Origin of the sequence: Vagococcus bubulae (genome assembly GCF_003950315.1) — a bacterium.
Lineage (GTDB): Bacteria > Bacillota > Bacilli > Lactobacillales > Vagococcaceae > Vagococcus > Vagococcus bubulae.
The window spans coordinates 1-11,544 of record NZ_NGJT01000041.1 but is presented as its reverse complement, the minus strand read 5'-3'; the positions used below and the strand labels follow the sequence as shown (position 1 = coordinate 11,544).

Sequence of the window (11,544 nt, the reverse complement as noted above, 5' to 3'; positions counted from 1 at the left end):
CGATTACATTGAGTCCAAAGAACACTAAAAAGATTTGAACAAGTAAAGGTGTCCCACGAACATATTCAATGTAGACAACAGCAATACCTTTGAATAGTTTATTTTTAGATAATTTCATTAAAGCAAGTAATGTTCCTAATACGCTACCGCATAATACACCAATAAGGGCTAAGAAAATGGTGTAACCAGTCCCTTTAATATAGTAAGGGGCATATTTTTTTAAGAACGATGTTTCAGGAAACATCAGAGGAGTTACTTCATCTTTGTATTTTTTCATTAAATCTTCGTCATTAATCTCCTGGATGGATTGATTAATCTGTTTTAATAAAACTGGAGAATTTTTAGGTAAAGCAATGGCTGTTTCTTTGTCTGAATCGTTAATTTCAATATCTGCAAACATCAATGAGTCATCTTGTGTTAGGTAAGCTTCAGCAACAGGTTGTTCAATCACAGCTGCATCAATCTTATTTTGCTGGAGTTGTAAAATAATGTCTGGTACGTTTTGTAAAGATACAGTATCAGCTTGTATTTCTTTATTAGCCAGCTCTTCTTGTTTTGTTTGAACTTGTGCTCCAACTTTTACCCCTTTTAGTGATTCTAAGGAATTGTATTTGTTTTGATCGCTTTTTCGAATGACAATTTTTTGTTGAACGGTCATATAGGAATTTGAGAAATCAACTTCTTTTAATCGCTCTGGTGTGGGTGTCATACCAGAAATAATCACATCAATTTTTCCAGTTTTAAGAGCACCTAGTAAAGCATCGAAACTGTATTCTTCAATTTTTAATTTAACTCCCATATCCTTTGCAATTTTTTCAGCGATTAAAATATCTGTCCCAACAATAGTATCTTTTCCGTCAACTGTGGCATGAAATTCATATGGAGCATAAAAGGCAGAAAGACCGACTGTAATGTCCCCCTTATCTTTTATTTTTTGTAGGTAGGGATCAGTTGTTTCAGCGAAAACTGTAGATGGAATAAATAAATAGCCAATAATAACCAACATAGATATTAAATATTTCGTTTTTTGAACAATAAACTCTTTCATAGACTCACTCCTTTTGATTGAGAGTATTATATAACTAAATAAATAATTATGCAATATAAAAAGAATAAATGAATAAAAATAATTATTATTCATTGAATTGATGTTATATATACAAAAAAATACCAAGAAATCACGTTTTAAGTGTTTCTTGGTATTGAGTAGATTGTTTAATTTTCTAAAGGTGATAGAAGTCTTAAACCATTAAAGAGAACAACTAGAGTACTACCTTCATGAGCTAAAATACCAATTGGTAAATTCATTTGTCCGAAGATATTAAGTACCACGAGTAATGCTACAACTCCCATAGAAAAGATAATATTTTGTTTCACTACTTTATCCAATTTTTTAGACAAACGATAAGCGTAGCCTAACTTATCTAAATCATTTTGCATTAAGACGACATCAGCTACATCAATAGCCACATCGGTGCCATCTCCCATAGCAACCCCAATATCAGCTTTTACAAGGGCAGGAGCATCATTTACTCCATCTCCAACCATAGCTGTCAAACCATATTTTTCTTGTAAAGAAGTGATAATTTGTGATTTGTTTTCAGGTAAGACGTTTCCAGCTACTTCATCAATTTTGAGCGTATTTGCTACGGCACGTCCAGTTCTTTCGGCATCGCCTGTGATCATTGTTGTATGAATGTTGTGTTCTTTGAAATAAGCAACTAATTGTTGCGCTTTTGGATTAGGCAAATCCATCATAGCGATTAACCCAATGACAACATCATCTTCAGAGAATAAAACCACAGTTTTTCCTTCTTCAGCATATTTTCTTTCAAAAGATTCAATATCTGAAGAAACGTTTGTAAATTGAGACGATTTCCCGATTTTATAAGTATGGTTTTTATAGTTAGAAACTAATCCTTTCCCAATTTGATTATCAATCGTTAAAGGAATATCATTAACGATTTCAATTGATTCCACAATGGCATTAGCTAATGGGTGATTTGCTTGTTTTTCCATTGCTACAATTAAGTCAGTATAAAAAGTTTTATCATTGTTAATTGAATCGATAAAATGAACATCTGTTACTTTGGGTTTGCCTTCAGTTAAAGTTCCTGTTTTATCAAATGCAATGGCTTGAATTTCAGAAAGATTTGATAGATAAGAACCACCTTTAAAGAGAACGCCACGTTTAGCTAAATTTGAAATAGCAGATAGGGTTGCAGGAATATCACTTGCTGCTAAGGCACAAGGAGAGGCTACGGTTAAGAATACCATTCCTTTATAAAAACTATCATACCAAGTCATATTAAATAGTAAAGGCATTAAAATAATATATAAGAAGACCAAGACCATGACGCTGGTTACATACTTTGGTTCTAATCGTTTAATCTTTGTTGCTGTTTTAGATAGATTAGATTGAGATTCGTTGACTAATTGTAAAATTTTGGCAAAAACAGTATCCGTACTATCTTTTGTGACAACCATCGTGATTGTTCCATCCCCATTGATTGTACTACCAAAAACAGTGTCACCAACTGTTTTTTCAGCTGGAATACTTTCTCCATTTATCGAAGATTCATCAATAGATGTATAACCAGAAAGAATGGTTCCATCTGTTGGAATTTGTTCGCCATTTAGTACTTTTAAATGATCCCCGATTTTTAAATCAGCCACATCAACAGTTTTTGTTGACCCATCAGAAAGAATTAATTGGGCATCAGTTGGATTCATTTTCATCAAAGAGGTAATTTCTTTTTTACTTTTATTTTCTACATAATGTTCTAAAAAATGTGCAGCAGCAAAGATAAGGATTAAAAGTGCTCCTTCAGTATAGTCACCGATAATAGCAGCTCCAATCGCTGCGAGTGACATTAAGACATGAACATTTGGTGTAAATTTTTTAAGTTTTTTTGTTTCATTGATTGTATCTTCAAAGCCCTCAATCATAATATGATAACCAGAAAGAACAATGGTTGCTAAAGCAAGAATTGTCTTAGGAGCTCCTGTTGGTAAAAATAAACTGATGATAAATGTTACTAAACCTGCAAAGAAAAGTATAACGGGTAAATTACCGTGGTCATGCTCATGTGAGTGAGAATGATCACTTGTATGTTCGTGAGAGTGACTACAGTTTTTATGATGATGTTCGACAGTTTGTTGTGATTGGCTCATTTTATCCAGCTCCTTTTTATATAAAAAAATATTCATATGATTATTTATTCATATTTAAATTATATATCGTTAGATAGGAAAAAGCAAATAAAACCTCGATTATTTTTTAAAATAATCGAGGTTTTATTATTATGAAATATTTTTTTGTAAATGCTCATACTCATGTCCAGCAATATTCGTTTCGCCAACTTTTTCAAAGCCATTGTTTAGATAAATTCTTTTAGCATTATCATTGATTTTATCAACGTTTAGTCCAATAGTGGTAAGACCAGTTTGTTTTGCTAAATCAGGTAGTGAATTAAGGAGTTCTTTAGCAACACCTTGTCCTCTAAATTTAGGAGAGGTGACAAGTGTATCTAAGTACCACTCGTCATCAAATGCCTCTTCTTCGGTGAATAAACGATAATCTTTAGGTAAATTATTTTGTTCTAATATGTCATAAAAACCGTCATCAATTGTTTTTTCGTGATGGTGAGGGTATCCAAAAGCTACTCCAGCAATTTTTCCATCTATCTCTTTCACGATAGCATTTTTATAACCATAACGATGTGTTGGTTTATCTATATAAGCGGAAACCAACAGTTCTTTTACTTCCTTATCTGAGAGTTTTTCAAAAATATCTAATTCCATATCTTTTAAGACAATCATAACCAAGTCGATGGCTTGACTAGCATCTTCTTTTTGTGCAAAGCGAATCATGTTGAATCGTTCCTCCTAGTGTATAAATTAAGTACTGTTACTATATCACGCACTTATTATAGTAGCAACTTTCTAAAAATAAAAAATACAGATTAAGTATTGATTATTTTTCAATTCGTAGTATAATGTGAAGGTGCGTGTAATACACGTATTTCTTTTTTATTTAAAGTGTGGGAGGAGAAATTTCCATCTCCATTAAACCACATCACGGACTTAAGGAGGTATGTCTCGTGGCAAAGAAAGTTGAAAAATTAGTTAAATTACAAATTCCTGCAGGGAAAGCAACACCAGCTCCACCAGTAGGTCCAGCATTAGGTCAAGCGGGTATTAATATTATGGGATTCACAAAAGAATTCAACGCTCGTACAGCAGATCAAGCTGGTTTAATTATTCCAGTTGTAATTTCTGTATATGAAGATCGTTCATTTACATTTATTACAAAAACACCACCAGCTGCAGTATTACTTAAAAAAGCAGCTAACGTAGAAAAAGGTTCTGGTGAACCAAATTCTAAAAAAGTAGCATCAGTTACTAAAGATCAAGTAAAAGAAATTGCTGAAACTAAGATGCAAGACCTAAACGCAGCTGATATTGAAGCAGCTATGCGCATGGTAGAAGGTACTGCACGAAGCATGGGTATCACTGTAGAATAATCTTCTACAGCGACTCTTGAAGTAGCTTCTCAGTCGAATTTATATTGAAAAATATAAATACGTGGGAGGTACAACCGCTATAACCACAATCAAGGAGGAAACAAAATGGCTAAGAAAAGTAAAAAAATGCAAGAAGCATTGAAAAAAGTAGATGTAACAAAAGAATACTCTGTAGCAGAAGCAGTAGCTTTAGCTAAAGAAACAAACATTGCTAAATTCGACGCAACTGTAGAAGTTGCTTACCGTTTAAATGTAGACCCTAAAAAAGCTGATCAACAAATCCGTGGGGCTATGGTATTACCTAACGGAACTGGTAAAACTCAATCTGTTTTAGTTTTTGCTAAAGGCGAAAAAGCTAAAGAAGCAGAAGCAGCAGGCGCTGACTTTGTTGGTGAAGCTGACATGGTTGAAAAAATTAAAGGTGGATGGTTTGGTTTTGACGTAGTCGTAGCTACTCCAGACATGATGGCACAAGTTGGTCAATTAGGACGTGTATTAGGACCTAAAGGATTAATGCCTAACCCTAAAACAGGAACAGTTACTATGGACGTAACAAAAGCTGTTGAAGAAGTTAAAGCTGGTAAAGTAACTTACCGTGTAGACAAACAAGGAAACATCCATGTTCCAATTGGTAAAGTATCATTTGATGATGCTAAATTAATTGAAAACTTTGAAGCTTTAAATGATGTTATCTTAAAAGCTAAACCAGCAGCTACAAAAGGTGCTTATATCCAAAACTTAACGATTACAACAACTTTTGGACCTGGTGTAAAAGTTGACAAATTTTCATTCTAATTAATAAAAACAGTTGACCTAGATGACTGTAGATGTTATAGTTATCTAGGTTAAAATATTATGCCGAAGACAGTAGGTGGTTTTAGAACCTTAATTCCCTACCGAGGACAATGATTAATACAATCAATAGTCCCTCTATGTCAACGGTGGCATGGAGTTTTTTTATTAGAAAAATTCCACCATCTATTAATTTACGGAGGTGAAAATAAATGAGTGAAGCATCAATTGCAAAAAAAGCACAAGAAGTTGACGTTATCTCTGCAAAACTAAAAGAAGCTGCATCTGTTGTTGTAGTGGATTACCGTGGTTTAACTGTAGAAGAAGTAACTAACTTACGTAAACAATTACGTGATGCAAACGTTGAGATGAAAGTTATCAAAAATGGTATCTTACGTCGTGCGGCTGAAAAAGCTGGATTAGAAGGTATGGAAGATGTATTCTTTGGACCTACTGCTGTAGCATTCAGTAACGAAGACGTTGTTGCACCTGCTAAAATCATGAATGATTTTACAAAAGAAGCAGAAGCGTTAGAAATTAAAGGCGGAGTTATCGAAGGAAATGTTTCTTCTAAAGAAGAAATCATTGCTTTGGCAAAACTACCAAGTCGCGAAGGCTTACTTTCTATGTTACTATCTGTACTTCAAGCTCCTGTCAGAAACGTGGCTTATGCAGTCAAAGCTGTGGCAGAAAAAGAAGAAGAAGTTGCTTAATAGCAGCTTAGTTTATTAAAAAATAAAAATTAAATAATCGAAAGATTTAAAATGGAGGAAAACAACATGGCATTAAACGTTGAACAAATTATTGCTGATTTAAAAGAATCAACTATTTTGGAATTAAATGATTTAGTTAAAGCTATCGAAGAAGAATTTGGTGTATCTGCTGCTGCTCCTGTAGCTGTAGCTGGTGGCGCTGCTGAAGGCGGAGCTGCTGCTGAACAAACTGAATTTACTGTAGAATTAACTTCTGCTGGAGACTCAAAAGTTAAAGTAATCAAAGCAGTTCGTGAAGTAACTGGTTTAGGATTAAAAGAAGCTAAAGCATTAGTTGATGGAGCTCCATCACCAATTAAAGAAGGCGCATCTAAAGAAGAAGCTGAAGAAATCAAAGCTAAATTAGAAGAAGTTGGCGCTGCAATTACATTAAAATAATCATTTATTTTAATGAATAAGAGGAAGAGAAATCTTCCTCTTTTTTTGTTGTCTAAAATGGATAAAAGTTGAGAATTTTGTTTATAAGACGTAAAATATAGGAGATAGAATAAAAGGGAAAAGAATTGGAGAATAAGATGATTAATCGATTACATGACGATAGCTTAGCTTTACATACGGACTTATATCAATTAAATATGATGAAAACATATTGGGAATTAGAACGTGATGATAGACACGCAGTTTTTGAATGCTATTTTAGAGACATGCCATTTAAAAATGGGTATGCTGTTTTTGCAGGGTTGGAAAGAGTGATTGATTACCTTGATAATTTAGCGTTTTCTGATACGGACATTGATTATTTAAGACAAGTCACAACTTACCCAGAAGAATTTTTAACTTATTTAAAAGAATTTAAGTTTAAATGTACTGTACGATCTGCTTTAGAAGGTGAATTAGTTTTTAATAATGAACCAATATTTCAAGTAGAAGGTCCTCTAGCACAATGTCAATTGATAGAAACGGCCATACTAAACATTATAAACTATCAAACACTGATTGCGACAAAAGCTGCGAGAATCCGTGCAGTATGTGGCGATGATTTAATTATGGAATTTGGAACACGACGTGCACAAGAATTAGATGCATCAATTTGGGGCACAAGAGCAGCTTATATCGGAGGGTTTGATTCAACAAGTAATGTCAGAGCTGGTAAAATGTTTGGGATACCTATCGCTGGAACTCATGCTCATAGTTTAATCCAATCCTATCTTAATGATTATGAAGGATTTAAAGCCTATGCTCAAACGCATAAAGACTGTGTGTTTTTAGTTGATACATATGATACATTACGATCTGGCGTGCCTAGTGCGATACGAGTAGCTAATGAAATGGGCGATAAAATTAATTTTATCGGTGTTAGAATTGATAGTGGAGACATGGCTTATATCTCCAAAAAAGTAAGAAAGCAGTTAGATGAGGCAGGCTATCCAGATGTTAAAATTTATGCGTCAAACGATTTAGATGAATCGACTATTCTAAACTTAAAAATGCAACGAGCAAAAATTGATGTCTGGGGTATTGGAACAAAGTTAATCACAGCTTATGATCAGCCAGCACTTGGAGCTGTGTATAAGATTGTATCCATTGAAAATGATGAGGGGAAAATGGTTGATACTATTAAACTCTCAAGTAATGCAGAAAAAGTATCAACTCCTGGAAAAAAACAAGTATGGCGTATTACTGGAGAAGATGGAAAATCTGAAGGGGACTATATTACACTTTGGACAGAAGATCCAAGAAAAGAAAAAGCATTGTATATGTTCCATCCAGTTCATACTTACATTAATAAAACTGTAGAAAATTTTACAGCTAGACCAATTTTACAAGATATCTATATAGAAGGAGAACGTGTTTATGATTTACCAACTCTAGAAGAAATTAAACAACGAGCAACAGCTAATCAAGATTCCTTGTGGGAAGAATATAAACGTAGTTTAAACCCACAAAAATATCCAGTTGATTTATCGACAGAATGTTGGAATCATAAGATGACAACGATTAAAAAAGTACACGAAATGACACATAACCAATCAAAAAAATAATCATATAAGGATAATCGTATGAATAAAAAAGAAGCAGCTTTTTGGCAAAAATTTCTTAGTCAAACAACCATTAAAAATCCACAATTTGGTGAAGCTTGGTCGTTTGGAGGTACAAATGAACTGGCTGATGAATTAGCAAAGCTTGTACTAAATGGCACCAAAACAGCAACAGCTAGCGCTAAAGTTGAGTATGAGTGGGGAAATGAGGCGTTACCAAAAGCGAACCACCATTATGATATTTTATTAGATGGAAGTGGAAATCCAGTAGCGATACTTATGACAACTAAAGTCTATATGACAAAATTTTGTGAAGTGACACCAGAACATGCCTATAAAGAAGGAGAAGGTGATTTAACTCTAAAATATTGGCAACAGGTTCATTATGATTTTTGGGATAAACTATTTAAAGATGTCTATAACAAGCAAATAGATATAAAAAATATGGCTATTGTTTGCGAAGAATTTGAAGTGATTTACAAATAAATGAAAAAACAGATGGTTATTTATAGAAATCATCTGTTTTTTTTGTATAAAAAGTCATTATATTTATTTTTTGTTCAGTATCTATTTACTCATGCTTTAGTACAATATAAGTAGTATTTTATATTTTTAATTCATTTAGTGCCTATTTTGGCAAAAAATAAATTATTTTTTTATTAAAAGTTTATTAATTTTATATATGTTGATTATATGAATACACCATATGATAAACTATCAAATATTACATTAAAAGAGGGAGTAAATGATGGTGGAACAAAAAGGTATTTATGTTAATAGTTTTGGTAGAGGGCGTTTACTAAATGATAAAGGAGAACGTATCTTACTTCGTACAAAAAAAGCATATGAACTTTTCTTTTATTTATTTCATTATAAAGATGAATTAGTGACAAAAGACGATTTAATTGGTGTGTTATTTCCAAATATGTCAACAGAACGTGGTGGCAGTAACTTACATACAACCATTTATCAAATTAGAAAAGAATTTGAAAAACACGACTATCCTAATATTATTGTCTATAAATCAGGTACGTACTTCATTAATGCATCGATTGAAAGTGATTATGATCAAGTAAAAAATATATTGATGAATATATTAACGGAAGAATCTTTAATACAACTATTAAATCTTTATGATGGCGAATATTTTGAAAAAGATGGTTATGATTGGAGTGAATATTTAAGAAATGATATTCATAGTAAAATTATGCTTAGTGTAAAAGAAGCTATTTCATTAGAAAAAATATCAAATATTGTATTAATGCAGTTTTTACTTGCTTTTAAAGAAGATTGTTTAAGTGATTTAGAGCTTTTAGGCACTATTTTAGATCGTTTTAGTCAAAGTAGAGATCGATTAAAAGTGAAAAAAATTATTAATGATGCACAATTATATTGGAAATCAGAATTATCCTGTTCGTTACCTGAAGAGTTTAGTAATAACTATCAATAAACATTCCATATTTATAAAAAATTGTGAAATTTAAAAATGCTATTATCCTTTTAAAATAAGGGATAGCATTTTTTTTAAACTAATGGTTCAGTTTCTGTTTATAATAAGTTCTTTTTAAATTCATACCCCATACCCTATAATCATTCTTGCTGTTAAAAAAGTAAAATAAACTTTTATTAATAACAAGATAATTTATACAAGGAGTGGTTTGATAGTTGAAAAAGTTGTTTAATATATTTATGTTATTGGTGTTGATAATACCTAATTTTTTAGTAAGTTTGCCAACGGTTGTTTATTCAGAAGAAGAAGAAGGTTTTTTTGGAGAAAGCATTATTCAAAAATTTGACGTGTCTTCTAAAAATATTCAACACACAGGTGTATTTGATATATCTTTGGAATTTATAGGCCAGAGTGAAGATAGTAGTAAGCCATATTATATTTATCCAGGTAAGGAAGTATTTATTCCGATTGAGACTACTACGTATACATCAATTGAATTAGCAAATGCTCTTCCGCAATTAGAAAATGCCAAGTTAGAATATACTAGTGGTGGCATAAAAATGACATTTTTAGAAGGTGTTAAAGAGTCATATGGTATTGGAGGATCTTTTAATATTTTTCTTAGGGGATTAAATACTCAAGAAGATAGTACGAACACAGTAAAAATTGGTGGAGAAACAATCTTTATTTCTAACAGTAGAGGTGGAGATAGAGGTGTGTTTGCCGGCAAGACAGGAATGTTTTATGGTGAAAGTAATCCAGATTATGTTAGATGGTTTTTAAGAGGTAATATTAATGGCGATACATTCCCAGGCGGCCCGTTAAAAATACAAGATAAACTTGGTGAAGGTCAAATATTAGATGGATCAGGAATTGAGATAGGTCTGTTTTGGGGAGGACAGCAACACCAGACAGACTATATTATTTATAATAGTGTAGAGGAATTTTTAAGTTCTGAATTTGGTAGTTCTGCAGGATCTAAAATTGATTATGATAAAGATAACGGATCAATTGATATACTTATTCCAGAAAGCGTTTTAAGTGAAAAAGAATTTTCTTTTACATATGATGCATTAATTACAGACTATGATATCAAAGAATTTAAAAATAAAGCTGAATTTAATTATTTTGAAAATCAAGTTCCAAATAATATAACTAATGATGCAAGTGTGATGAATACTATGTCTAATGGAAATATGTATGGAAAGAAACGAGCGAACTTAAATATTAATAAAGTGGTTAAAGGAACAGAAATTCCTATACCTGGTGTCACTTTTGAAATTAGTCGCGAAGATAAGGGTCCTTTGTTTTCAGGCAAAGATAATACAACAGCTAGATATACAACTAATGAAAAAGGAGAAATCCGTGAATCTGGATTTATTCCGGGTGAACTGGTTGTTGTTGAAGTGGATGCACCGGAAAGAGTGAAATTTAATTCTGACGATAAAGTTAGATTAAGTTTGAAAGCTAATAATAAAGAAGAAACATGGACAATAGAAAATGAAATTGAAACGGTGTCGATACCCGTAGAAAAACGATGGGTAGGAAAAGCTGGAGAAACAGCAGAGATTCATTTAAAAGCAGACGGTCAAACCATTGCGAGTCAAACAGTGACAGCGAAAACAAACTGGGAACATATCTTTAAAGAGTTGCCAAAATATGATGCGACAACAGGCGAAGCAATTGATTACACGATTACTGAAACGCCAGTGGACGGTTATAATACAACCATTAGTGGGACAGCAAGTGACGGATTTGTCGTAACGAATACTATCACGGGTAAAGTCAGTGTAGGAGTCACGAAAGAATGGGTAGGCCCCAAAGCGAAAAGTGTGACGATTCAATTATTAGCGAATGATAAAGAAGTGTCAGAAGCGACATTAACAGCTGAAACAAATTGGCAACACACATTTGATAAGTTAGATCAGTATGACAAAGATGGAAAAGAAATCACATATCGAGTAACCGAAACGAGTATCAAGGGATATGACAGTGAAATTAGTGGAAACGTAGCCGAAGGCTTT

Annotated in this window: 11 protein-coding genes and 1 other annotated feature; of the genes, 8 read left to right on the top strand and 3 right to left on the bottom strand. The window is 32.7% G+C overall.

Annotated features, from left to right (window positions below; all coding sequences use genetic code 11):
• The 3 genes from CBF36_RS11885 to CBF36_RS11875 all read right to left on the bottom strand — a co-directional run.
• Positions 1-1,048 (bottom strand): ABC transporter permease subunit (locus tag CBF36_RS11885; RefSeq protein ID WP_125958591.1); only part of this gene is annotated, 1,048 nt, incomplete at its 3' end.
• Between the two features lie 167 nt (positions 1,049-1,215).
• Positions 1,216-3,174 (bottom strand): heavy metal translocating P-type ATPase, encoded by a 1,959-nt coding sequence (locus tag CBF36_RS11880; RefSeq protein WP_125958590.1) that lies wholly within the window; start codon positions 3,172-3,174, stop codon positions 1,216-1,218.
• A gap of 129 nt (positions 3,175-3,303) precedes the next feature.
• The gene (locus CBF36_RS11875; protein ID WP_125958589.1) at positions 3,304-3,873 is read right to left on the bottom strand and encodes a GNAT family N-acetyltransferase; all 570 of its coding nucleotides are present in this window, start codon (positions 3,871-3,873) and stop codon (positions 3,304-3,306) included.
• 230 nt (positions 3,874-4,103) lie between these two features.
• Here CBF36_RS11875 and rplK point away from each other — a divergent pair, with 230 nt between their 5' ends.
• The 8 genes from rplK to CBF36_RS11835 all read left to right on the top strand — a co-directional run.
• Positions 4,104-4,526, top strand: a complete 423-nt coding sequence (gene rplK / locus CBF36_RS11870; RefSeq protein ID WP_165865474.1) for a 50S ribosomal protein L11 — start codon at positions 4,104-4,106, stop codon at positions 4,524-4,526.
• A 105-nt stretch (positions 4,527-4,631) separates the two neighbouring features.
• Positions 4,632-5,321, top strand: coding sequence for a 50S ribosomal protein L1 (gene rplA, locus CBF36_RS11865; RefSeq protein ID WP_071457520.1), 690 nt, complete (start codon positions 4,632-4,634; stop codon positions 5,319-5,321).
• A gap of 45 nt (positions 5,322-5,366) precedes the next feature.
• Positions 5,367-5,494 (top strand) — a sequence feature (ribosomal protein L10 leader region).
• A gap of 36 nt (positions 5,495-5,530) precedes the next feature.
• Positions 5,531-6,031, top strand: a complete 501-nt coding sequence (gene rplJ, locus CBF36_RS11860; RefSeq protein WP_125958588.1) for a 50S ribosomal protein L10 — start codon at positions 5,531-5,533, stop codon at positions 6,029-6,031.
• Positions 6,032-6,097: 66 nt separating this feature from the next.
• Positions 6,098-6,469 carry a 50S ribosomal protein L7/L12 gene (rplL, locus tag CBF36_RS11855; protein ID WP_125958587.1) on the top strand — a complete coding sequence of 124 codons (372 nt, stop codon included), beginning with the start codon at positions 6,098-6,100 and terminating at the stop codon, positions 6,467-6,469.
• A gap of 137 nt (positions 6,470-6,606) precedes the next feature.
• A complete protein-coding gene (locus CBF36_RS11850; protein WP_125958586.1) occupies positions 6,607-8,073 on the top strand; it encodes a nicotinate phosphoribosyltransferase in 1,467 nt (488 codons plus the stop codon).
• A gap of 18 nt (positions 8,074-8,091) precedes the next feature.
• Positions 8,092-8,556 (top strand): ASCH domain-containing protein, encoded by a 465-nt coding sequence (locus CBF36_RS11845; protein ID WP_125958585.1) that lies wholly within the window; start codon positions 8,092-8,094, stop codon positions 8,554-8,556.
• 259 nt (positions 8,557-8,815) lie between these two features.
• Positions 8,816-9,520: a hypothetical protein gene (locus CBF36_RS11840; protein ID WP_125958584.1), complete on the top strand. Its 705-nt coding sequence runs from the start codon at positions 8,816-8,818 to the stop codon at positions 9,518-9,520.
• Positions 9,521-9,735: 215 nt separating this feature from the next.
• On the top strand, positions 9,736-11,544 hold a 1,809-nt coding region (locus CBF36_RS11835), incomplete at its 3' end, for a Cna B-type domain-containing protein (RefSeq protein WP_125958583.1).

Coding starts and splice junctions, on each gene's coding strand:
- CBF36_RS11875 (WP_125958589.1), bottom strand. CDS start 3,873: ATGATTCGCTTTGCACAAAAAGAAGATGCTAGTCAAGCCATCGACTTG.
- rplL (WP_125958587.1), top strand. CDS start 6,098: ATGGCATTAAACGTTGAACAAATTATTGCTGATTTAAAAGAATCAACT.
- rplJ (WP_125958588.1), top strand. CDS start 5,531: ATGAGTGAAGCATCAATTGCAAAAAAAGCACAAGAAGTTGACGTTATC.
- CBF36_RS11880 (WP_125958590.1), bottom strand. CDS start 3,174: ATGAGCCAATCACAACAAACTGTCGAACATCATCATAAAAACTGTAGT.
- rplA (WP_071457520.1), top strand. CDS start 4,632: ATGGCTAAGAAAAGTAAAAAAATGCAAGAAGCATTGAAAAAAGTAGAT.
- CBF36_RS11850 (WP_125958586.1), top strand. CDS start 6,607: ATGATTAATCGATTACATGACGATAGCTTAGCTTTACATACGGACTTA.
- CBF36_RS11840 (WP_125958584.1), top strand. CDS start 8,816: ATGATGGTGGAACAAAAAGGTATTTATGTTAATAGTTTTGGTAGAGGG.
- CBF36_RS11845 (WP_125958585.1), top strand. CDS start 8,092: ATGAATAAAAAAGAAGCAGCTTTTTGGCAAAAATTTCTTAGTCAAACA.